The organism is Arthrobacter sp. GW460-12-1-14-TSB2 (assembly GCF_059423525.1).
Genome location: NZ_JBWKYC010000008.1, coordinates 1 through 21,266, shown reverse-complemented (window position 1 = coordinate 21,266; position 21,266 = coordinate 1). Strand labels below are relative to the sequence as shown.

The 21,266-nt window shown below is 66.3% G+C and carries 18 protein-coding genes and 1 tRNA gene; 13 read left to right on the top strand and 6 right to left on the bottom strand.

All coding sequences use genetic code 11. The features are described 5' to 3' along the window. The first annotated feature begins 155 nt into the window (after nt 1-155). From pstS to pstB, 4 genes are all read left to right on the top strand, one after another. Entirely contained in the window at nt 156-1,277 is a 1,122-nt protein-coding gene (gene pstS / locus AC07YR_RS11485) for a phosphate ABC transporter substrate-binding protein PstS (RefSeq protein WP_494734004.1), read from the top strand. Between the two features lie 193 nt (nt 1,278-1,470). Then, nucleotides 1,471-2,403, top strand: a complete 933-nt coding sequence (gene pstC / locus AC07YR_RS11480) for a phosphate ABC transporter permease subunit PstC (RefSeq protein WP_028270368.1) — start codon at nt 1,471-1,473, stop codon at nt 2,401-2,403. Continuing rightward, nucleotides 2,404-3,513 (top strand): phosphate ABC transporter permease PstA, encoded by a 1,110-nt coding sequence (pstA, locus tag AC07YR_RS11475; protein WP_494734003.1) that lies wholly within the window; start codon nt 2,404-2,406, stop codon nt 3,511-3,513. Between the two features lie 45 nt (nt 3,514-3,558). Beyond that, nucleotides 3,559-4,338 (top strand): phosphate ABC transporter ATP-binding protein PstB, encoded by a 780-nt coding sequence (pstB, locus tag AC07YR_RS11470; RefSeq protein WP_011690076.1) that lies wholly within the window; start codon nt 3,559-3,561, stop codon nt 4,336-4,338. 81 nt (nt 4,339-4,419) lie between these two features. Here the strand turns inward: pstB and AC07YR_RS11465 are convergent, their stop codons facing one another. From AC07YR_RS11465 to AC07YR_RS11455, 3 genes are all read right to left on the bottom strand, one after another. Continuing rightward, entirely contained in the window at nt 4,420-5,436 is a 1,017-nt protein-coding gene (locus tag AC07YR_RS11465; protein ID WP_436056349.1) for an inorganic phosphate transporter, read from the bottom strand. Between the two features lies 1 nt (nt 5,437). After that, nucleotides 5,438-6,055 (bottom strand): DUF47 domain-containing protein, encoded by a 618-nt coding sequence (locus AC07YR_RS11460; RefSeq protein WP_055801806.1) that lies wholly within the window; start codon nt 6,053-6,055, stop codon nt 5,438-5,440. A 340-nt stretch (nt 6,056-6,395) separates the two neighbouring features. After that, nucleotides 6,396-7,055, bottom strand: a complete 660-nt coding sequence (locus AC07YR_RS11455; protein ID WP_055801804.1) for a hypothetical protein — start codon at nt 7,053-7,055, stop codon at nt 6,396-6,398. 244 nt (nt 7,056-7,299) lie between these two features. On the opposite strand from AC07YR_RS11455, the gene AC07YR_RS11450 reads away from it, so the two are divergent. Next, nucleotides 7,300-7,372 (top strand) — tRNA-Lys (locus tag AC07YR_RS11450). Between the two features lie 74 nt (nt 7,373-7,446). Here AC07YR_RS11450 and AC07YR_RS11445 read toward each other — a convergent pair. Continuing rightward, the gene (locus AC07YR_RS11445; RefSeq protein WP_494734002.1) at nt 7,447-8,250 is read right to left on the bottom strand and encodes a dioxygenase family protein; all 804 of its coding nucleotides are present in this window, start codon (nt 8,248-8,250) and stop codon (nt 7,447-7,449) included. Nucleotides 8,251-8,548: 298 nt separating this feature from the next. On the opposite strand from AC07YR_RS11445, the gene AC07YR_RS11440 reads away from it, so the two are divergent. The 5 genes from AC07YR_RS11440 (at nt 8,549) to araA (ending at nt 15,283) form a co-directional block, all read left to right on the top strand. Further along, on the top strand, nt 8,549-10,126 hold the full coding sequence (locus tag AC07YR_RS11440; protein WP_494734001.1) for a substrate-binding domain-containing protein: 1,578 nt from the start codon (nt 8,549-8,551) through the stop codon (nt 10,124-10,126). A gap of 4 nt (nt 10,127-10,130) precedes the next feature. Further along, on the top strand, nt 10,131-11,144 hold the full coding sequence (locus AC07YR_RS11435; RefSeq protein WP_494734000.1) for a LacI family DNA-binding transcriptional regulator: 1,014 nt from the start codon (nt 10,131-10,133) through the stop codon (nt 11,142-11,144). Nucleotides 11,145-11,273: 129 nt separating this feature from the next. Further along, nucleotides 11,274-13,037 carry a ribulokinase gene (araB, locus tag AC07YR_RS11430; protein WP_494733999.1) on the top strand — a complete coding sequence of 588 codons (1,764 nt, stop codon included), beginning with the start codon at nt 11,274-11,276 and terminating at the stop codon, nt 13,035-13,037. Continuing rightward, nucleotides 13,034-13,714, top strand: coding sequence for an L-ribulose-5-phosphate 4-epimerase (locus AC07YR_RS11425; RefSeq protein ID WP_055801795.1), 681 nt, complete (start codon nt 13,034-13,036; stop codon nt 13,712-13,714). Before araB ends, AC07YR_RS11425 begins: the two co-directional genes overlap by 4 nt. A gap of 33 nt (nt 13,715-13,747) precedes the next feature. After that, complete coding sequence (gene araA, locus AC07YR_RS11420; protein ID WP_494733998.1) at nt 13,748-15,283, top strand: L-arabinose isomerase; 1,536 nt, start codon at nt 13,748-13,750, stop codon at nt 15,281-15,283. 4 nt (nt 15,284-15,287) lie between these two features. Here araA and AC07YR_RS11415 read toward each other — a convergent pair whose 3' ends face one another. Further along, on the bottom strand, nt 15,288-16,397 hold the full coding sequence (locus AC07YR_RS11415) for a S1C family serine protease (protein ID WP_494733997.1): 1,110 nt from the start codon (nt 16,395-16,397) through the stop codon (nt 15,288-15,290). Nucleotides 16,398-16,558: 161 nt separating this feature from the next. On the opposite strand from AC07YR_RS11415, the gene arfA reads away from it, so the two are divergent. Beyond that, complete coding sequence (arfA, locus tag AC07YR_RS11410; RefSeq protein ID WP_494734077.1) at nt 16,559-18,076, top strand: arabinosylfuranosidase ArfA; 1,518 nt, start codon at nt 16,559-16,561, stop codon at nt 18,074-18,076. Nucleotides 18,077-18,093: 17 nt separating this feature from the next. Here the strand turns inward: arfA and AC07YR_RS11405 are convergent, their stop codons facing one another. Beyond that, on the bottom strand, nt 18,094-19,092 hold the full coding sequence (locus tag AC07YR_RS11405) for a family 43 glycosylhydrolase (RefSeq protein ID WP_494733996.1): 999 nt from the start codon (nt 19,090-19,092) through the stop codon (nt 18,094-18,096). Between the two features lie 147 nt (nt 19,093-19,239). Here AC07YR_RS11405 and AC07YR_RS11400 point away from each other — a divergent pair, with 147 nt between their 5' ends. Continuing rightward, entirely contained in the window at nt 19,240-20,244 is a 1,005-nt protein-coding gene (locus AC07YR_RS11400) for a LacI family DNA-binding transcriptional regulator (protein WP_055801783.1), read from the top strand. A 133-nt stretch (nt 20,245-20,377) separates the two neighbouring features. Next, complete coding sequence (efeU, locus tag AC07YR_RS11395) at nt 20,378-21,232, top strand: iron uptake transporter permease EfeU (protein ID WP_494733995.1); 855 nt, start codon at nt 20,378-20,380, stop codon at nt 21,230-21,232. Nucleotides 21,233-21,266: the final 34 nt, after the last annotated feature.

Sequence of the window (21,266 nt, the reverse complement as noted above, 5' to 3'; positions counted from 1 at the left end):
GTCCCGCCGTCGTTAACCCTCCGTTCACCTTCGTCCCCACATCCCGTTACCTAAGGCCCATAACTTCGATAAAGGTACAAAAAGTACCCAACTTCTTCTGTTCGGACGTCTCCGGTCCGGCACGCATCAGAAAATCCCTGGAAGGGGTACATCTAGTGAAGGCACTCCGCTTCGGCCGCCACGCGGCTATCGCTGTCATCGCAGCCGGCGCACTCGCGCTCACCGCCTGTGGTTCAGACAACGCGACGAACACGGCACAGTCCGGTACTCCGTCCGCCTCGGGCGCCAGCGTCACCGGCACGCTGACCGGCATCGGCGCATCCTCCACCGGCGCAGCCATGGATGCCTGGAAGGCCGGCTTCGCTTCAGCCAACCAGTCCGCCTCCGTGCAGTACTCCCCGGATGGCTCCGGCGCGGGACGCAAGGCCATCATCGACGGTTCGGCACAGTTCGCCGGTTCCGACGCCTACCTCAAGGATGAGGAGCTCGCCAGCTCCAAGGAAAAGTGCGGCCCCGAAGGCGCCATCAACATCCCGGTTTACATTTCCCCGATCGCCATCGCGTTCAACATCCCGGACGTCAAGGAACTGAACCTCGACGCCACCACGGCTGCCAAGATCTTCCGCGGCGAAATCGCCAACTGGAACGACCCCGCGATCGCCGCCCTCAACCCGGACGCCAAGCTGCCGGACCTGAAGGTCACGCCGGTCAACCGCTCCGATGACTCCGGCACCACCAGCAACTTCACCGACTACCTGGCTGCCGCCGCTCCCGAGGTCTGGACCGACAAGGCTGCAGGCATCTGGCCTGCTTCCCTGAAGGGCGAGAACGCCAAGGGCACCTCCGGCGTCGTCAAGACCGTCACCGATACCCCGGGCGCCGTGACCTACGCTGATGACTCCGCTGTGGGCGGCAAGCTGGGCACCGCCGCCATCAAGGTGGGCGAGGAGTTCGTCAAGATCTCCCCCGATGCCGCTGCCAAGGCTGTAGAAGCCGGCAAGCCGGTTGACGGACGTTCCGCCACCGATGTTGCCATCAAGCTGGACCGCAAGACCACCGCCGCCGGCGCCTACCCGGTTGTCCTGGTTTCCTACCACGTTGTCTGCACCACCTACGACAAGAAGGAAACCGTTGACCTGGTCAAGGCCTTCGAAAGCTACGTAGTGTCCGACGCCGGCCAGCAGGCCGCCGCCGACGCCGCGAAGTCCGCGCCGCTGTCCAAGACCCTGCAGGACAAGGCCGTTGCTGCAATCGAATCCATCAAGGTCAAGTCCTAGGGAATTCGCTGCACAGCAAGGCATAGTGGAAACACGAGCCTGAACCTGGTTCCCTGTCCCGGAGGGGCGGTCACAGACCGTCATTCCGGGGCGGGGAACCTAGGTGTTTGTCCGAAGTAAAGCCAGTTCCACCGCTGCTTGCCGGATTATCCGGACCAGGCAGTCGGTTCTATTCGAACCCAGAGGATCGTTTGTGACCACCACCTCCCTGACAAAGTCCCGGGGCGCAGGGCGCGCCGGAGACAAGGTCTTTTCCGGAGCCGCCCTGGCCGCAGGATGCCTGATCCTCGCCGTGCTCTTCGGCGTTGCCCTGTTCCTGGTAGTCCAGGCCATCCCGGCCCTCGTGGCCTCGCCGGACAAGATCCAAGGCGGCGAAGGCTTCTTCGCCTACATCTGGCCGATCGTCATCGGCACCGTGATCGCAGCAATCATCGCACTGGTCATTGCCACCCCCGTGGCCATCGGAGTCGCGCTCTTCATCTCGCACTTCGCCCCCCGCGGCCTCGCCTCCGGTTTGGGTTACGTGATCGACCTCCTGGCCGCCATCCCGTCGGTGGTCTACGGCGCCTGGGGTGCCGCGTTCCTGGCCAAGGAAATCTCCCCGGCGTACGACTGGCTGGCCAACAACATGGGCTGGCTGCCCATCTTCCAGGGCCCCGCGTCAGCCACCGGCAAGACCATCCTCACCGCCGGCATCGTGCTGGCCGTGATGGTCCTTCCCATCATCACGTCCCTGAGCCGCGAAATCTTCCTGCAGACCCCCAAGCTGCACGAGGAAGCCGCACTAGCTTTGGGTGCCACCCGCTGGGAAATGATCAAGATGGCGGTTCTGCCGTTCGGCCGCCCGGGCATCGTAAGCGCCGTGATGCTTGGCCTGGGCCGCGCCCTCGGCGAGACGATGGCCGTGGCGCTGGTGCTGTCCTCCGGCGCCCTCACCGCCAGCCTGATCCAGTCCGGCAACCAGACCATCGCCGCTGAAATCGCCCTGAACTTCCCGGAGGCCAGCGGCCTGAAGGTGAGCACGCTGATCGCGGCAGGCCTGGTCCTGTTCGTCATCACGCTGGGCGTCAACATGATTGCCCGCTGGATCATCAGCCGGCACAAAGAATTCTCGGGAGCCAACTAAATGACCTCCACCCTTACTCCGGTCCGCAAGCGCTCCGCCCTCACCAAGGGACAGCTGCCCAAGTTCGCGCCGTACGTCGTCCTGGTACTGGCCCTGGTGGTCGGCGCCGCCATCATGGCCGTGATCGGCTTCAACGCCTTCGGCTGGGGAATCGTCTCCGCCATCCTGTTCACTGCCGGCCTTGTAGGCTGGAGCGCCGCCGTCGAAGGGGGGCGCAAGGCCAAGGACAAACTTGCCACCTGCCTGGTGGTCGGTTCCTTCCTCGTCGCCCTGCTGCCGCTGATCTCCGTGATCCTGACCGTCCTCATCAACGGGCTCCCCGGGCTCCTTGATCCTGGCTTCCTCAGCACTTCCATGAACGGCGTCACCGGCGCCTTCGACAACAAGAGCGTGGAACAGGGTGCGCCCGTTATGGGCGGAATCTACCACGCCTTGGTCGGCACCATCCAGATCACGCTGCTGGCCACCGTCATCTCCGTCCCCGTGGGCCTGCTGACCGCCGTCTACCTCGTCGAATACGGCGAGGACCGCCCGCTGGCCCGCGCCATCACGTTCTTCGTGGATGTCATGACGGGCATCCCGTCGATCGTCGCCGGCCTCTTCGCCGCCGCGTTCTTCTTCGCTGTGGTGGGGCCGGGCACCAAAACGGGGGCCGTGGCCGCCGTCGCGCTTTCCGTCCTGATGATCCCGGTGGTGGTGCGCTCCAGCGAGGAAATGCTCAAAATCGTGCCCAACGAGCTCCGCGAGGCAGCGTACGCCCTGGGCGTCCGCAAATGGCGGACCATCCTCAAAGTGGTCATTCCGACGGCGATCTCCGGCATCGCGTCCGGCGTCACCCTGGCCATTGCCCGCGTGATCGGCGAAACCGCTCCGATCCTGGTGACCGCGGGCTTCGCCACCAGTATCAACACCAACGTGTTCAGCGGCTGGATGGCCTCGCTGCCCACGTTCATCTACACCCAGATCCTGAACCCCACCTCGCCGTCCAACCCGGATCCCTCCTCGCAGCGGGCATGGGGTGCCGCGCTGGTGCTCATCATCCTGGTCATGCTGCTGAACCTCGGCGCACGGCTCATCGCCAGGATCTTCGCACCCAAGACCGGCCGCTAGTCCGCCGGTAAAATTCAATTCGTACCCAGCAAGTGAAGGAATACCATGTCTAAGCGCATCGACGTCAAGGATTTGAACGTCTACTACGGCAAGTTCCTGGCCGTTGAGGACGTCAACATCAACATCGAGGCCAAGTCCGTCACGGCATTCATCGGCCCGTCCGGCTGTGGCAAGTCCACGTTCCTGCGGACGCTGAACCGCATGCACGAAGTGATTCCGGGTGCCCGCGTGGAAGGCGAGGTGCTGCTGGACGGGGACAACCTCTACGGCCCCGGCGTGGACCCCGTGACCGTGCGTTCGCAGATCGGCATGGTGTTCCAGCGGCCCAACCCGTTCCCCACGATGTCCATCCGGGACAATGTGCTGGCCGGCGTGAAGCTGAACAACCAGAAGATATCCAAGGGCGAGGCAGATGCCCTGGTGGAGCGCTCCCTGCAGGGCGCCAACCTTTGGAACGAAGTGAAGGACCGTCTGGCAAAGCCGGGGTCCGGCCTTTCCGGCGGCCAGCAGCAGCGCCTCTGCATTGCGCGCGCCATCGCGGTGGAGCCGCAGGTGATCCTGATGGACGAGCCCTGCTCCGCGCTGGACCCCATCTCCACGCTGGCCATTGAGGACCTCATCAACGACCTCAAGGACCAGTACACGGTGGTCATCGTTACCCACAACATGCAGCAGGCCGCACGCGTCTCGGACCGGACCGCGTTCTTCAACATCGCCGGAACCGGCAAGCCGGGCAAGCTGATCGAAGTGGGCGATACCCACACCATCTTCAGCAACCCCACCCAGAAGGCCACAGAAGACTACGTCTCCGGTCGTTTCGGCTAAGGGCTAGTTCCCTTCATCGGTTGCTCCGTAACCGCCGTTTTGGCACCTCATAACGGCCTCTGCGGAGCAACCGATGGTGCTTTAAAGGTCCGCGAGCGGCGAGAGGGACAGCTCCAGCACGAAAGCCGCCGCGGCCGTCAGCACGGGGGTGAGGACCCAGAAGGCGAGGATCCGGAGGACCAGCCTGCGGTTGGTCACCGGGAAGCCCTGGTTGCTGCCGGCACCCAGAACGGCTGCCGTCACGGTGTGCGTGGTGGACACCGGCCAGTGCAGCCCGATCGCGCCGAGGAGCAGGATCACCGAGCTGTACAGCTGGGCCACGAAGCCGCGGAGCGGGTCGATCCGGGTGAGCCTGTAGCCGACGGTGTAGGAAATGCGCCAGCCCCCGGCCAGGGTTCCCGCCGTCAGCATTGTCGCGGTGAGCAGGGGCACCCATCCGGGTATGGCGGCGCCGTCGGACAGCCCCGCGGCGAGGAGCGCCAGGAGCAGCACGGCACCTGTCCGCTGTCCGTCCTGCAGGCCGTGGCCGAAGGCCACTGCTCCGGCGGCTATTGCCTGGGTACGGCGGGAGCGGCTGTTCACCACGTTGGGAGGCGTGTAGCGGGCCGCCCAGGTGGCCGGCCAGACGAGCAGGTAGGCGCCCACAAATGCGATCACGGGGGAGAGCAGAAGGGGCAGCACTACCTGGAACAGCAGGGAGTTGTTCACGCCGTCCACTGCATTGCCGCCCACCAGCACGCTGGCCAGGCCTGCGCCGGCCAGCCCGCCCACCAGGGCGTGCGTGGATGAAGACGGGATGCCCCGCCACCACGTGTAGACGCCCCACACCACGGCGCTGAGCAGGCCGGCGGCGAGGATGGTCAGTCCGTTTTCCCCCTGCGGCAGCGAGATCCACGTCCTGCTGACCTGCAGGGCCAGGAGCCCGCTCAGCGCGGCCCCGGCGAAGTTGAAGAGTGCTGCCAGCAGGACGGCCACGGTGGGGGTCAGGGCCCGGGTCCGCACGGCCAGTGCCACGGACGTTGACGCGTCCCTGAAACCGTTCAGAAAGGCGAACGCGGCGGCGAACAGCACCACCACGGCGAAAAAGAACAAGGTCACGTCAGGATTCCTTGACGATGATGCTGCCCACCTGGGTGGCGATACGCCGCATGTCCTTCGTGACTTCCACCAGCTGGTTGGCGACGTCCCGGTTCCGTGCGTACTGGGCCCACTTCATGTCCTTGATCATGTCCGCAACCCACACCCGGTGGGTCCGCTCCGCGCGCTTGGCCAGGCGCAGGATCTCGATCCAGTAATCCTCCAGATCGTCCAGGTCGTTCAGCCGCCGCATCGCGTCCACGGTGAGCTCCGCCTGCCGGCTGATGACTTCCAGCTGGTCGGCGGCCCGCTTGGAGAGGCGCTCGAGCTTGTACAGTGCGACCAGTTCCGCTGCGGCGTCCAGCTTTTCCATGGCCTCATTGAGGTAGCGGGAGAGCGCGTACATGTCCTCGCGGGGGAGCGGGTTCACGAAGCTGGTGCGCATGTGGGTCAGCAGCGCGAACTGCAGCTCGGCGGACTTGGCCTCGTGGTCGTGCATGTCTTCGACCAGGCGGTTGTGCTCTGTGGCCGGGACGCCGAGGATTTCGGCCAGGGTTCCGGTAGCGAGGACTATTTGGCGGGCCATCTGCGAGAGCAGGTGCAGCCCGGCGGGCTCCTGCGGAAAGAGGCGGAGCCTCACCTTCTGATTCCGGCGAAGGTAGGGAGCGGCATGGAATGTGGCCCCGGGGCCATGTGACTTGACGTTGACCCGCACATGCGGATTAGTTTACCGGCTGATTCAGCACGGGCATGAAAGTGGTGCCGAACCGGATACGCCTCTCGGCGGTAGGCCGCTCTAGGCGGCTAAATGTTGAAGCCCGGGGGTTTCGCGGTTCGGCACCGGTTTCAGTTTTCTACTTTGGCTGAACCAAGTCAACATTGACAGCCGGGCTCCTCCGTGCGTAACAGTGGAAGACTTGCGCAGCTTGCTCCGCCCGCACTTGTGCCTCGCCGGGCGGGCCGGTCCGGCTGGAGGGCCGTCAGTCCAGTTCGCCCAGCCGCCAGGCGTTTGCGGCGTGCTCGAGGTCCTCGGCGGTCTTCACCAGGAGGTGGGAATTGCGGGTCAATTTGCTGGCGTGGTTCTCGTTGCTGTGTTCGGCTCCGTCGGCCAGCGTGGCCTGGCCGAGGGCCACCACGCGGCAGAACGCGGCGGAACGTTCCAGCGCGACGTCGAACTCGCCGTCGAACGCTCCGGAGAGGATGGCATCCGCCATCGTCTTCATTTCGTCCGCTCCCGGCGGCTCGGCAGCACCCGCAACCACATTGGAAACCTGCGCCGTGTCCTTGCCGGCCTTGAAGTACACGGAGATGCGCTCGGGGTCCTGGATGGTGGCGGCGCGCAGCGCGTACAGGCGCCAGAGGGCGCCGGGCAGGGACCGGGCGGGGCTTTCGGCCCACATTTCGGCGATGGCCTCCAGGCCCTGCTCATCGGCAAGCTTGACGAGGCGCTTGGTCACTTTGGGGTCGTCGCTGTCGCGACCGTGGCGCACGAGTGCCTGGGCCGCCAGGTGCGCGGCCTCGGACACCCGGGCAGGGTCTGCGCCGCCCGCGAACGGTTCGAAGTCGATGGGCGCAAAAGGCTTGGGCTTGTGATGCCGGTTTGCGCCGCCGTAGGCCTTGGATCCTGCTTGCTCGCTCATGCCCCCACGCTACTCCTGTGCTGTTCTGTTATCGAGCTTGCCGCCGGGCGGTTTAAGGGGTATTGAGGCATGCTGCGGATACCATCGTTTCTGTTTTGGCCGGCGTTCTTAACGCACGACGGCGCCGCGCGGCTTTGTGCCAAAGCTGCCCTCGGCGTGCGGTACAGTGTTTAACGTCCAGAAATGGACTGGGCTGATGGTCCGTTTGCGTGCGCTTGCCGCGCACAAATGTGGCAGTCAGCTGGGGCCTTTAGCTCAGTTGGTAGAGCATCGGACTTTTAATCCGTGGGTCGTGGGTTCGATCCCCACAGGGCCCACTCTTTTAGCGAAGAGTGGAAAACCTCCGGCCTCCTGGTAACAGGAGGCCGGAGGTTTTTTGTTGTCCGGACTTTTATTTGCCGGTGAGTGTCCACGAGCGCTTGGAGAGGCCGAACCAGAACCCGTCGATGGCCGTTTTCGCCTTCAGGTCGCCGGATTCGTAGGCTGCGCCCAGGGCTACGTAGAGCGGAGCCCAGTGCTCGCTGCGGGGATGCGCTTCACGCGCGGCCGGAGCCTTCTTGAGGAAGTCCAGAATGGAGTCGACGTCGCCGGCCGCCATGGTTTCCTCTGCCCAATGGTCGAATTCGCTTGAAACGGAGGGCGGCGTGGTATCCGGCCCGGCTGCGGGGTTGAACCAGCGCAGGTTGTGCGTGGTGAAGCCCGAGCCCACGATGAGCGTGCCGCGGTCCCGCAGCGGCGCCAGTGTCTTGCCCAGGTTGAAAAGGCCCTGCGGATCCAGGGTGGGCATGGACATCTGCAGCACGGGGATGTCGGCGTCCGGGAACATTTCCACGAGCGGCACGTAGGCGCCGTGGTCCAGGCCGCGTTCTTCGTCGCGTTCCACGTGGTGCCCGTGGGTGGAAACGAGCTTCTCCACTTCGGTGACCAGTTCCCCGGCCTGGGGTGCGTTGTACGTGACGTCGTAGTACTTCTGCGGGAAGCCCCAGAAGTCGTACACGAGCCCGGGGTTCCGGGTAGTGGCGCTGAGGGTCACCGGCGCGTTTTCCCAGTGCGCGGAAACCATCAGGATGTCCTTCGGCTTGCCGAAGGCGCCCGACCATGCGCTGAGCTCGCGGGTCCAGCGGGCATCGTCGGCCAGGGGAGGGGCTCCGTGGCTCAGGAAGAGTACCGGCGGGCGGTCAAGTGTCTGCGTCATGCTTTTATTCTAGGATCATTTACTTGAAACTTCAACCATCAACTTCGACGGCCGTGCGGCGCCGATTGCCGGAGTGGGAGCGGATGTGATGCCAGCCACTCACTTACGTATACTGGAACGGTTTTGCAGCCAGACTTGGGGGTTCCCGCTAGCAAGGGAGAGTGGCCGGCAAACGCCTCCCGCCCTTCAGGATCCCCAGCAGTTAGGTACCGCGCCCATGTCAGGTCGCCGAGCAGCCGGCCCCCAGCGCCACGGCCGATTCCCCCGCAAGTCACCGTTCTTCTGGCCAAGGATCCTCATGATCGCCGGCGTGGTGGTGGCCATTGCCGTTGCCGCCGCGGCTGTCCTCTGGATCACCGGGAACCGGTCGCCCCTGGCCGCCCAACGGTGCGAGGTCCCTGCGGAAGTGCGTGTCGGCGCCGATGCCACCATCGCACCGGCGCTGGAGAGCGCGGCTGCGAAGGTGCCCGCCGAGGCCTGCGTGAAATACACGATCGAAACCCGGACCCAGCCAGAGCTGGCTGCGACGGTGGCCGCGGGCAAGGACGCACCGGATCTGTGGGTGGCCGACTCGGCCGTCCGGGTGCAGCGCGTGGGGGCTGCCATGGCGCCTGAGATCACCGTGCCGTCCCTCGCCTCGACGCCCGGGGTGATTGTTGGGCGCCAGGGGGAGGTTCCCGGATTTGCCACCTGGATCAGCGCCCTGCAGACTCCCGGCGTCCGGTTCAGCGACCCGCTGGTGACCGGTAGCGGGGAAGTGGCGCTGCTGGGCGCCCTCTCCGAAGTGGAGGCCGGGCGCGCGGAAGCGAAGACGCTGCAGGCCGCCACCGCACAGCTGGCCCAGAGCGAGAGCCAGCGCACGGGAGAGAAGCTGACCGACGCCAAGCAGCTCGAAGGGGTGGCCTCCGGAGGGGGATTCGCCATCGTCACCGAGCAGGCGTGGCTGTCCTTCGCGCAGACACCCGCCGGCGCAAAGCTTGCCGCGTCGATGCCGCACACCGGGTCCGTGTCGCTGGACTACCCCGTGGCCCTCACAGCCGGGGGCAGGGCCCGCGGCGGTGCCGTCACGGACGCCGCCAGGGCGCTGGCATCCGCCCTGGCAACCGAGGACGGAATGAAAGCGCTCGCCGACACCGGCCTTCGGCCTGTGGACGGCAGCCGCACGCCGGACCAGAAGGGCGTGGGCAGCGTTGCGGCCCTCAAGCCGGCATCATCGGAATCCGTACAGCGGACGCTCAAAGGATGGTCCCTCCAGGCCATTCCCTTCAGATCGCTGGTGGTCATGGACGTGTCCGGCTCCATGAACTTTCAGGCGGGAGAGCAGACCCGCATGCAGCTCACGCAGCAGGCCGCCATTGCCGGCAGCAAGCTGTTTCCCAATACCGCAGCCCTGGGCATGTGGGCGTTTTCCATTGGGTTGGGAGGCGGCAGCCAGGACTACGTGGAGCTTGATCCCATCCGGAAAATGGACCAGCTGGTTGGTGGCGTCACGCAGCGCGACCGCCTCGTGGCCGATATCTCCGGGCTGGACCAGCGGACCGGCGGTGCCACGGGACTGTACGACACGACCCTTGCCGCCTACCGCACCGTCAAGGCGAACTACGATGCCCGCGCCGTCAACAGCGTGATCCTGTTTACCGACGGCGCCAATGAAGATCCGGATTCACTCAGCCTCGAGGAACTGCTGCAAGCCCTGGAACGCGAACGGGACCCCGCCAAGCCCGTGGTGATCGTCAGCATCGGCATCACCGAGGACGCGGACGCCGAGACCCTCCGGAAAATCTCGGAAGTCACCGGCGGCACGAGCTATGTTGCGAGGAATCCGGAGGACATCCCGAGCGTTTTCGTGGATGCGCTGCAGGCTCGCGCACAATAGCTTCATGGCTTACAGCAGCGAGCGGCGCCTTCCGCGACTTGAAGACGTAGCGGAACGTGCCGGCGTCTCGCACCAGACGGTGTCCCGCGTCATCAACAATCATCCCAACGTCAGCAAGGCAACCAGGGAACGTGTTGAGGCTGCCATTGCCGAACTGGGATACCGGCGGAACACCGCGGCGCGCAGCCTGGTGACGCGGCGCTCGCACACCATCGGCGTCCTGGCCAGCGAGCTGTCCCAGTACGGACCCGCCAACACCCTCCTCGGGGTGGAGCAGGCCGCCCGCGATGCCGGCTATTTCGTGAGCATCGCGGCCATCCGCGAGGTCAGCGCGGAATCGATCGCCGATGCCGCGCGCCACTTCATGGACCAGGGCGTTGACGGAATCGTGGCGCTGGTTCCGCATACCGGTACGTTGCAGGCCCTGGACAACCTGAACTTGGACGTGCCCGTAGTGGTGGTGGGTTCCAGCGGCGAAGGCCGGTTCAGCGGCGCCATGGTGGACCAGAAGCTGGGTGCCCGTCTCGCCGTCGAGCATTTGATTGAGCAGGGCCATAAGCGCATCGGGCATATCTCCGGGCCCCAGGACTGGATCGACGGCGCGGAGCGCGCCGAAGGCTGGCGCGAGGCGCTGGTGCAGGCGGGACTGGCTGACGACCTGATCGTCGAAGGCGACTGGAGCGCCGGCAGCGGCTACGGGATCGGCCAGCAGCTTGCCGTCGCACGTGCTGCCACCGCGGTGTTCGTGGGAAACGACCAGATGGCCCTGGGCCTGCTGCGGGCGTTCGGCGAAGCGGGCGTGCGGGTGCCGCAGGACGTCTCCGTGGTGGGGTTCGACGACCAGCCGGAAGCCGGTTATTTCACGCCGCCGCTCACCACGGTCCGCCAGGACTTCGAGGAACTTGGCCGGCGCTGCATGGACATGATGCTGGCCCTCCTGGAAGACGGAGCCGGAGCGGGCGCCACGGTGGTGGAGCCCCGGATCGTTGTGCGGGCAAGCACCGCCCCGCCCGCCTGACCACCCCCTCACCAACCGCGCCTTTCGGAGCCGGGACCATCCCGGCTCGCAGCCATGCCTTGACACCAATGTTGTTAGCGCTAACAATTAAGGGCAACCGCAAAGCCGCGGAGACTATTGGAGGAATTGATGGACGTCACAGCAGACGGTTCAGACAGCTTTGTGATCGGCGTCGACTACGGCACGCTGTCCGGGCGGGCCGTGGTGGTCCGCGTCCGGGACGGCAAGGAACTGGGCAGCGGCGTGTTTGAGTACCCGCACGCCGTGGTGACGGATGCGCTCCCCGGCGACCTCGCTGGCGAAAGTGCCGCGCGGCTGCCCGGCGAATGGGCGCTGCAGGTGCCCAACGACTACCGTGACGTGCTGCGCCGGGCGGTGCCCGCTGCCATTGCCGACGCCGGGATCGACCCCGCCGCCGTGGTGGGCATCGCCACCGACTTCACGGCCTGCACCATGGTCCCGGTCACGTCGGACGGCACGCCGTTGAACGAAATTTCCGGCTTCGCCAACCGGCCGCACGCTTACGTGAAGCTGTGGCGCCACCATGCCGCACAGCCGCAGGCAGACCGGATCAACGCCCTGGCCGCGGACCGCGGCGAAAACTGGCTGCCGCGCTACGGCGGACTCATCTCCTCGGAATGGGAGTTCGCCAAGGGGCTCCAGCTACTGGAGGAAGACCCGGAAGCCTACGCCGCCATGGACCATTGGGTGGAAGCTGCCGACTGGATCGTCTGGCAGCTGTGCGGCAGCTACGTCCGCAACGCCTGCACCGCAGGGTACAAGGGCATCTACCAGGACGGCCGCTATCCGTCCGAGGATTTCCTGTCCGCCCTGAACCCGGATTTCAAGGACTTCGTTAGTTCCAAGCTGGCGCACACCATCGGACGACTCGGCGATGCGGCCGGGTACCTGACGGCAGAAGCAGCCGCCTGGACCGGGCTGCCGGAAGGGATCGCCGTCGCAGTGGGCAACGTGGACGCCCACGTCACGGCGCCGGCAGCGAAGGCCGTGGAGCCCGGGCAGTTGGTGGCCATCATGGGCACCTCCACCTGCCACGTCATGAACGGCGCCGAGCTCCGTGAAGTGCCGGGCATGTGCGGCGTGGTGGACGGCGGGATCGTGGACGGGCTATGGGGCTACGAGGCAGGCCAGAGCGGGGTGGGGGACATCTTCGGCTGGTTCACCAGCAATGGCGTGCCGCCCGAATACCATCAGGCGGCCGCCGAACTGGGCCTTGGCATCCACGAATACCTGACGGAACTGGCGTCACGCCAGGCAATCGGCCAACACGGGCTCATTGCCCTGGACTGGCACTCGGGCAACCGTTCGGTGCTGGTGGACCACGAACTCTCCGGAGTTGTGGTGGGCCAAACGCTCGCTACCAAGCCCGAAGACACTTACCGCGCGCTGCTGGAAGCCACGGCTTTCGGCACGCGCACCATTGTGGACGCCTTCCGGGACTCGGGAGTGCCGGTCAAGGAATTCATCGTGGCCGGCGGCCTGCTGAAGAACAAGCTGCTCATGCAGATCTACGCGGATATAACCGGCCTGCCGCTCTCCACCATCGGCTCAAGCCAGGGGCCCGCGCTTGGCTCGGCCATCCACGCCGCCGTCGCGGCCGGCAAATACCCGGACATCCGCGCTGCCGCAGCCGCCATGGGTTCGGAGCCCGGCGGGATCTATATTCCGATTCCGGAAAATGTTGCCGCCTACGAGGAACTCTTCCGGGAGTACCGCACGCTGCACGACTACTTCGGCCGCGGCACGAACAGTGTGATGCACCGGCTCAAGGCCATCCAGCGTGCGGCGAGGCCGTCGTTTGCGGCCGCCGCTGAACCGGGCGCCGCTGAACCAGCCGCCGCTGAACCGGCCGATGAGCAGGTGTCCGCATGAGCGACCTCCTGGAAACCATCGCCCGGGTCCGCCGCGAGGTCTGCGATCTCCACGCCGAACTCACCCGCTACGAACTAGTGGTCTGGACGGCGGGCAATGTCTCCGCCCGTGTTCCCGGCCAGGACCTGATGGTCATCAAGCCGTCCGGGGTCTCCTACGCGGACCTCACACCCGAGAGCATGGTTGTCACGGACCTCTATGGCGTCCCCGCTGAGGGCGAGTGGGGCAACCCGCCGTTCTCGCCGTCGTCGGACACTGCCGCGCATGCATACGTCTACCGGCATATGCCGGAAGTGGGCGGTGTGGTCCACACGCACTCCACCTACGCCACGGCGTGGGCGGCCCGCGGCGAAGCGATCCCCTGCGTGCTCACCATGATGAGCGACGAGTTCGGCGGCAGCATCCCGGTGGGCCCCTTCGCACTGATCGGCGACGACTCGATCGGCCAGGGAATCGTGGAGACGCTGCGCAACTCCACCTCCCCGGCAGTCCTGATGCAGAACCACGGCCCGTTCACCATCGGCAAGGATGCCCGCTCCGCGGTCAAAGCGGCCGTGATGTGCGAGGAAGTGGCGCGCACCGTCCATATCTCCCGCCAGCTGGGCGAACCGCTCCCCATCGACCAGGGCAGCATCGAATCCCTCTACGCCCGCTACCAGAACGTCTACGGCCAGTAGCGCAGGCCGCCCCAATTCTTCAGGAGAACCCCCATGAGCAACGCCAACAACACACCCGCCAACAGAACTTCGCTCAGCGAGTACGAGGTCTGGTTCCTCACCGGCAGCCAGCACCTCTACGGCGAGGACGTCCTCAAGCAGGTCGCCGCGCAGTCGCAGGAGATCGCCAATGCGCTGAACGGGTCCGCCGATGTCCCCGTCAAGGTGGTCTGGAAGCCGGTCCTCACGGATTCGGACGCCATCCGCCGGACCGCGCTGGAGGCCAACTCGGATGATTCCGTGATCGGTGTGACGGCCTGGATGCACACGTTCAGCCCCGCCAAGATGTGGATCCAGGGCCTGGACCTGCTGCGGAAGCCGCTGCTGCACCTGCACACCCAGGCCAACGTTGAGCTGCCCTGGGCGGACATCGACTTCGACTTCATGAACCTCAACCAGGCAGCCCACGGCGACCGCGAATTCGGCTACATCCAGTCCCGCCTGGGCATTCCCCGCAAGACCGTTGTGGGCCACGTGTCCAACCCTGAAGTGACCCGGCAGGTGGGCGTCTGGCAGCGCGCTTCGGCCGGCTGGGCTGCCGTCCGCACGCTTAAACTGACCCGCTTCGGCGACAACATGCGCAACGTTGCCGTCACCGAAGGTGACAAGACCGAGGCCGAGCTGCGCTTCGGCGTTTCGGTGAACACGTGGTCCGTGAATGAGCTCGCCGACGCCGTGCACGGCGCCGCAGAGTCCGACGTCGACGCCCTTGTTGCGGAGTACGAGCGTCTTTACGACGTGGTCCCGGAACTGAAGGCCGGGGGAGCGCGGCACGAATCGCTCCGCTACAGCGCGCGGATCGAACTGGGCCTGCGCAGCTTCCTTGAAGCCAACGGCTCCGCCGCGTTCACCACCTCCTTCGAGGACCTCGGCGAACTGCGCCAGCTGCCGGGCATGGCCGTGCAGCGGCTGATGGCCGACGGCTACGGCTTCGGCGCCGAGGGTGACTGGAAGACGGCTATCTTGGTCCGCGCCGCCAAAGTGATGGGCTCCGGACTTCCCGGGGGCGCTTCCCTGATGGAGGACTACACCTACCACCTGACTCCCGGCTCGGAGAAGATCCTGGGCGCGCACATGCTGGAGGTCTGCCCGTCGCTGACAGCGACGAAACCCCGCGTCGAGATCCACCCGCTGGGCATCGGCGGCAAGGAAGACCCCGTCCGGATGGTCTTCGATACAGACTCCGGCCCCGGCATCGTGGTGGCCCTCTCCGACATGCGTGACCGCTTCCGCCTCGTGGCGAACGCCGTCGACGTCGTGGACCTTGACGAACCCCTGCCCAACCTGCCGGTGGCACGGGCGCTCTGGTCCCCGAAGCCCGACTTCGCCACCTCCGCCGCTGCGTGGCTGACCGCCGGAGCGGCGCACCACACGGTGCTCTCCACCCAGGTGGGCATGGATGTTTTCGAGGACTTCGCGGAAATCGCGAAGACCGAACTCCTGGCCATTGATGAGGGCACCACCATCAAGCAGTTCAAGAAGGAACTGAACTGGAACGCTGCCTATTACAAGCTGGCCGGCGGGCTGTAGGCGCTTAGCCGGTCGCTGCGGGACGGGCGGCGAGGGTGACTTTCGACTCCTTGGATTCCGTGCCCCGGCGGTAGCTCACATTAACCGTCTGGTCCGGGCTCTTGCCGCGGAGCTCGGCCAGCAGGTCCTCCGGCGAGGCCAGCTCCTTGCCGTCCAGGGCGGTGAGGACATCGCCGGGCCGGATGCCGGCACGGTCCGCCGGTCCGTCGCTGACCACCGAGAGCACCAGGGCGCCGCGGGTGTTCGGCAGCCCCAGCTGGTCGGCAATCTGTGAGGTGATCCCGCCCGGGCGGAGGCCGATGAAAGCGTGGTCCGCGGTGCCGTCCTCGCGCAGCTGCTCTGCCACCCGGACGGCCGTTGCCGCAGGGATAGCGAAGCCCAGTGCCACGGCGCCGGACTGCGGCGGAATGTAGGCCTCGCTGATGCCGATCACCTCGCCCCGGGAATTGACGACGGCGCCGCCCGAGTTCCCGGGGCTGATGGCGGCATCGGTCTGGATCAGGTCCACCAGCGACTGGCTGCTGGCCGCCGAGCCGGGAATCTCGCGGTGCAGCCCGGAGATGATGCCCGCCGTCGCCGTGTTCTCGAAGCCCAGCGGCGAGCCGATCACGATGGCCAGTTCACCCACCCGCGGAAGGTCGGACTGGAACTTCGCCGCCGGAAGCCCGGTGCGCTTGGCCTCCACGAGAGCCAGGTCCGAAATGGCGTCCGTGGCCTTGACTGTCCCGGCCACCCGCTGGCCGTCGGCAAAGGCGACCTCCACGTCGGTGCTGCCACGCACCACATGCTCGTTGGTGAGGATCAGTCCCTCCGCCGCGAAGACCACGCCGCTGCCCACTCCGCCGTTGGTCAGGATCGTGACAACGGACGGCTGGACGTTCTCCACGATGGACGGAATGTCCGCGGCCGTCTGCGGGGTGCCCGGCTGGGCCGTCTGCGTGGCACCCGGCTGGGCTGTCTGCTGCGCGGGCTGCACCGGGGTGCTGGCGGCGGACGCGGGGCGCTGGCCCGGCGGCGGACTCGCCGTGCAGCCGGACAGCGCCAGTCCAAGAACAGCTGCCAGGGCCAGGGCCCGCTGCGCGGCACCGCGCGTTCCCGTATTCCAGATCATCATCAGGCTGCCTTTCGTTCGTCTTGGGGTCGACGGAACCGGCCCGTCCCCGGCCGTCCCTTGACGGCAGCGCCTTCACCACCAAGAATAGATTTCTATAACGTTGTAGAGACCGAGGAAACGAGGATGTTTACGTGAACACAACCGAACCTGCCGCAGGCAAGATGACCGCCAAAATCACCCTGGACCCCGCCTTCGCCGTGGGACCCGTCCGGCGCCGCACCTTCGGCGCTTTCGTGGAGCACCTTGGCCGCTGCGTCTACACCGGCATTTTCGAGCCGGGCCATCCCAAGGCTGACGAGGACGGCTTCCGGACTGACGTCCTGGAACTTACCCGCGAACTGGGCGTGTCCACAGTGCGTTACCCCGGCGGGAACTTCGTCTCCGGCTACCGCTGGGAGGACGGCGTGGGGCCGGTGGAACAGCGCCCGGCGCGCCTCGACCTGGCCTGGCACTCCACCGACCCCAACCATGTGGGCGTGGACGAGTTCGCCAAATGGTCCGCCAAGGCCGGCGTCGAACCGATGATGGCCGTGAACCTGGGCACCCGCGGGACGCAGGAAGCCCTCGACCTGCTGGAATACTGCAACATCGACGCCGGCACGGCCTTCTCCGACCAGCGCCGGGCCAACGGGGCCGAAAACGGTTACGGCATCAAAATGTGGTGCCTGGGAAACGAGATGGACGGCTTCTGGCAGATCGGCCACAAGAACGCCACCGAATACGGCCGGCTGGCGGCGGACACTGCCCGCGCCATGCGGATGGTGGAGCCTGACCTGGAACTCGTGGCCTGCGGCAGCTCGGCCCCCGGCATGCCCACCTTCGGCGAGTGGGAGCGGGTGGTCCTCACCGAGACCTACGAACTGGTGGATCTGATCTCGGCACACCAATACTTTGAGGACTTCGGCGACCTTCAGGAACACCTCTCCTCGGGGCACCGGATGGAGGCGTTCATCAAGGACATCGTGGCGCATATCGACCATGTGAAGTCGGTCAAGAAGTCCACCAAGCAGGTGAACATCTCCTTCGACGAGTGGAATGTCTGGCACATGAGCCGCGACGAATCCAAGGCGCCCACCGGCAAGGACTGGCCCGTGGCCCCGGTGCTGCTCGAGGACCGGTACACCGTGGCGGACGCCGTGGTGGTGGGCGACCTGCTCATCACGCTGCTCCGTAACACCGACCGTGTCCACTCCGCCAGCCTGGCGCAGCTGGTCAACGTCATTGCCCCGATCATGACCGAACCCGGCGGCCGTGCCTGGAAGCAGACCACCTTCCACCCGTTCGCCCTGACGTCGGATCGCGCCAAAGGCACGGTGCTGCAGCTCGCCGTCGAATCCCCGCTGCTCAGCGGCGGCAAGACCACGGACTTCGCCGCACTGTCAGCCGTGGCCACCTTCGATGAGGCGTCAGGGGAAGCCGTGGTGTTTGCCGTGAACCGCTCGGCCGCGGACTCGCTCACGCTGAGCGCCGCCGTCGCCGGGCTCGGGAGCGTCAAGGTTGTTGAAGCGGTCACCTTCGCCAACAAGGACCCTTACTGGCAGGCGACGGCGGACGACTCCACCTCGGTGCTGCCCGGCGAAAACGTCAGTGTGAAGCTCGACGGCGGCCGGCTCACCGCCGAGCTCCCCGCCGTTTCCTGGAGCATGATCCGCCTGGCCGTTGACGGAGCTGCAGGCTAGGCAGAATACGAGCGGAACTAGCTCTCCAGCAGAGCCGGATCAAGGTGAACGGGGGCGTCCAGGTCGCGTGTGCAGACCAGGGCGTCCCCTTCCACGTGCAGCCGCGCCGCATGGATGCTGGTGCGCTGTTCACGGACCGCCCGGACCGGGTCCGCCAGGCCGCTCACCATTTCGGTGTCCTGCCATTCCGGATGCGTGAAATAGAAGATGTAGGCGTGATCGCCCTGGGTCACCACATCGGCGTGCCGCCCGTAAGTGGCGTCGTCCGCTCCCGCGCCGGGGGCGTCCAGGATGAGGCCGTTGTTGGCCTCCTGCCGGGTCCAGGCCAGGCCGTCGGCCGAGCGGTGCACCGCCTGGCCGCGCCACTCGTCCACCACCATCCAGTACCAGCCGCCCAGCCGGAACACGTTGGGACCTTCGTGCGCGGGCAGCCCGATCACCTGACCCTCGGCCCGCCAGCGACCGTCCGCCCCTTCCAGGGCACCTTCCCGGACGGCGGACCATGTGGTGGAGCCGTCTACCTCGTCCTTGAACCAGAGGCGCGCACGGCCGTCCGAGACGACGGCGAACGCGGCGTCAATGACGTTCTCGGAACCGACGTCCACCCGGCCTGCGAACTCCCACCGCTCCAGATCGGGGCTCGTGAAGTGCACCAGCCGGCGCCGGGTCTGCTCGGCCCAGCTGCCCGGAGCGCCCTCGCCCCAGGTCAGGAACATGTGATACTTGCCGTCCTGCCACACCACTTCCGGCGCCCAGTGGGTGTTCAAGCCAGGGCAATCCTGGGGATCGAGCCCCTCCGCCACGCCGCGGTATTGCCAGGTGGCCCCGGCGTCCGTAGAGACGGCGATTCCAATCCTGGTGCCGGTAATCCAGTCCACGCCGGCAGTGGTGAGCGTGGCGCGGCGGGCCGTGTAGAACATCCACCACTCGGCGGTGCCGCGGCGGTGGATAACAGCGGGATCGGCGGCGCCGTCGAACACGGGGCAGCGGAAGAGGGCCGACGGGGCAAGCGGCATTGCTGTTCCTTCGATGCGTGCCGGACCCGGGCCGGCTCGGATGCTGACCCGCCAACCCTATAACGTTGTATACAGTGCGGACAGGGCAAATCCGGGGCCGGTCTGCAACGATGTAGCTGAAAGTGTTGCCGGGGAAGGGAATCACCTGTGGCTGTGACCATGAATGACGTTGCGCGCGCCGCCGGCGTCTCGTTGAAGACCGTGTCCAATGTGCTCAACGATTACGAGTTCATCCGTCCAGCCACCAAGCAGAAGGTGCTTGATGCCATTGCGGAATTGGGGTACGAAGCCAACCTGACGGCACGCAGCCTGCGCTCCGGGAAAACCCGCATGCTGGGGCTGGTGCTGTCCGATCTCTCCGTGCCCTACTACGCGGAGCTGGCCTCCCGGCTGATGAGCATCGCCGCCGGTCGGGGCTATCGGGTCCTGGTGGAGCAGTCCGGGGCGGAGGCGGCACACGAGTTGAGCGCGCTCCAGGGCCCGTTCCGCCAGCTGACGGACGGTCTGCTATTTACCCCGCTAGCCCTCGACGCGGGGACTATCGCCGCACGCCAGGGCACCAAGCCGATCGTCATGCTGGGGGAGCACATCGCGGACCCGCGGTTCGATCTGGTGACCATGAAGAATTCCGAGGCCGCGGCGTCGATCACCGCCCATCTCCTCGCAGCCGGCCGGCGCCGGATTGCCGTCTTGGGCGCGGCGGCAGGGGACACGACGGACAGCCCTGGACTGCGCCTTAATGGTTACCGGCAGGCGCTGGAAGTTGCGGGAGTGGAGTTCGATCCGGCCCTGGTGGTGCAGTGCGAGTGGCGCCGCGACGGCGGGGCCTCCGCCGTCGTCGGCCTGGCCGAAAGCGGCGTCCCGTTCGACGCCGTCTTTGGCCTGAATGACGCAATTGCCCTGGGTGCCATGCACGAACTGCTGATCCGCGGCATCAAAGTGCCGGACGACGTGGCAGTGGCAGGCTTCGACGACATCGACGAGGCCCGTTTCGCATCGCCGTCCCTGACTACGGTGTCGCCCGGCATGGAGGAAATAGCCGAGCGGTCCATCAAGCTGCTTATTGACCGGATCGAAGGTGTGGAGCGGGCAGCCGCCGGGCTCCATGTGGAGGCGGGCTTCGAACTGAAGGTGCGGGACTCGGCGCCCTAAGTTCCGACTTCGCCGGGGAGCCCGGCGTAATGTACTGCCAATTACCTCACGTTTGGTTTGCTTAATTCAGGCACGTGGGTGATCCTCTTATAAGGCAAGCCTAACCTTGGCTGCGATATCTGAGGCTCCACGAATGACAGCAAACTATTTGATAGGCCTGCGCGAAGGCCTTGAGGCGACACTCGTTGTTGTGCTCCTGATGGCATACCTCCTCAAAACCGGGAGGCAGCACCTGCTGCCCAGGCTGTGGGCGGGCGTCGGATTCGCCGTCGCCGTGTCGGCAGGGTTCGGTGCGCTGCTCACCTTTGGTCCGCGCGGGCTCACGTTCGAGGCGCAGGAAGCCATCGGCGGGAGCCTTTCCGTGGTGGCCGTGGCGCTGGTGACGTGGATGGTTTTCTGGATGGCCCGCACGGCCCGTACCCTCGGCACCGGACTCCGCTCGCAGGTGGACCGGGCTGCAGGTGGCGCCGGGTGGGGGCTCGCCGCCGTCGCCGCACTGGCCGTGGGCCGGGAAGGGCTTGAAACCGCGCTCTTCCTGTGGGCGGCTGCCCAGGCCACGGGGCAGTCGGCAACACCGCTGTTTGGCGCTTTGCTGGGGCTGGCCACCGCCGTCCTGCTCGGCTTCCTGCTGCACCGGGGCGTCCTCAAGATCAACCTCGGCGCGTTCTTCACCTGGAGTGGCGCCGCGCTGATCATAATCGCCGGAGGCGTGCTTGCCTATGCTGTCCACGACTTCCAGGAGGCCGGGATCCTCCCCGGACTCCACCGCTTGGCCTTTGACGTGTCGGCGGCGATCCCGCCGTCGTCCTGGTACGGCACCCTGCTCAAAGGCACCCTGAACTTCTCGCCTGCCACCACGTGGCTGGAAGCTGCGGCCTGGCTGCTGTACGTCCCGGCCGTGCTGTTCCTCTACCTCCGTTCCAACCGCCGTGCCCGCGCATCATCCCGTCCGGACACAGCTGCCCGGGCAACCGTCGCGGCATCCTGACCCGCCCACTCCCGCACCCCCAAGGACCCACTCC

What these genes read in the sequence shown, in the direction of transcription:
- pstA (WP_494734003.1), top strand. Translation starts at nt 2,404, where the DNA reads ATGACCTCCACCCTTACTCCGGTCCGCAAGCGCTCCGCCCTCACCAAG.
- pstB (WP_011690076.1), top strand. Translation starts at nt 3,559, where the DNA reads ATGTCTAAGCGCATCGACGTCAAGGATTTGAACGTCTACTACGGCAAG.
- AC07YR_RS11455 (WP_055801804.1), bottom strand. Translation starts at nt 7,055, where the DNA reads ATGAGCGAGCAAGCAGGATCCAAGGCCTACGGCGGCGCAAACCGGCAT.
- AC07YR_RS11445 (WP_494734002.1), bottom strand. Translation starts at nt 8,250, where the DNA reads ATGACGCAGACACTTGACCGCCCGCCGGTACTCTTCCTGAGCCACGGA.
- AC07YR_RS11440 (WP_494734001.1), top strand. Translation starts at nt 8,549, where the DNA reads ATGATCGCCGGCGTGGTGGTGGCCATTGCCGTTGCCGCCGCGGCTGTC.
- AC07YR_RS11435 (WP_494734000.1), top strand. Translation starts at nt 10,131, where the DNA reads ATGGCTTACAGCAGCGAGCGGCGCCTTCCGCGACTTGAAGACGTAGCG.
- araB (WP_494733999.1), top strand. Translation starts at nt 11,274, where the DNA reads ATGGACGTCACAGCAGACGGTTCAGACAGCTTTGTGATCGGCGTCGAC.
- AC07YR_RS11425 (WP_055801795.1), top strand. Translation starts at nt 13,034, where the DNA reads ATGAGCGACCTCCTGGAAACCATCGCCCGGGTCCGCCGCGAGGTCTGC.
- araA (WP_494733998.1), top strand. Translation starts at nt 13,748, where the DNA reads ATGAGCAACGCCAACAACACACCCGCCAACAGAACTTCGCTCAGCGAG.
- AC07YR_RS11415 (WP_494733997.1), bottom strand. Translation starts at nt 16,397, where the DNA reads ATGATGATCTGGAATACGGGAACGCGCGGTGCCGCGCAGCGGGCCCTG.
- arfA (WP_494734077.1), top strand. Translation starts at nt 16,559, where the DNA reads ATGACCGCCAAAATCACCCTGGACCCCGCCTTCGCCGTGGGACCCGTC.
- AC07YR_RS11405 (WP_494733996.1), bottom strand. Translation starts at nt 19,092, where the DNA reads ATGCCGCTTGCCCCGTCGGCCCTCTTCCGCTGCCCCGTGTTCGACGGC.
- efeU (WP_494733995.1), top strand. Translation starts at nt 20,378, where the DNA reads ATGACAGCAAACTATTTGATAGGCCTGCGCGAAGGCCTTGAGGCGACA.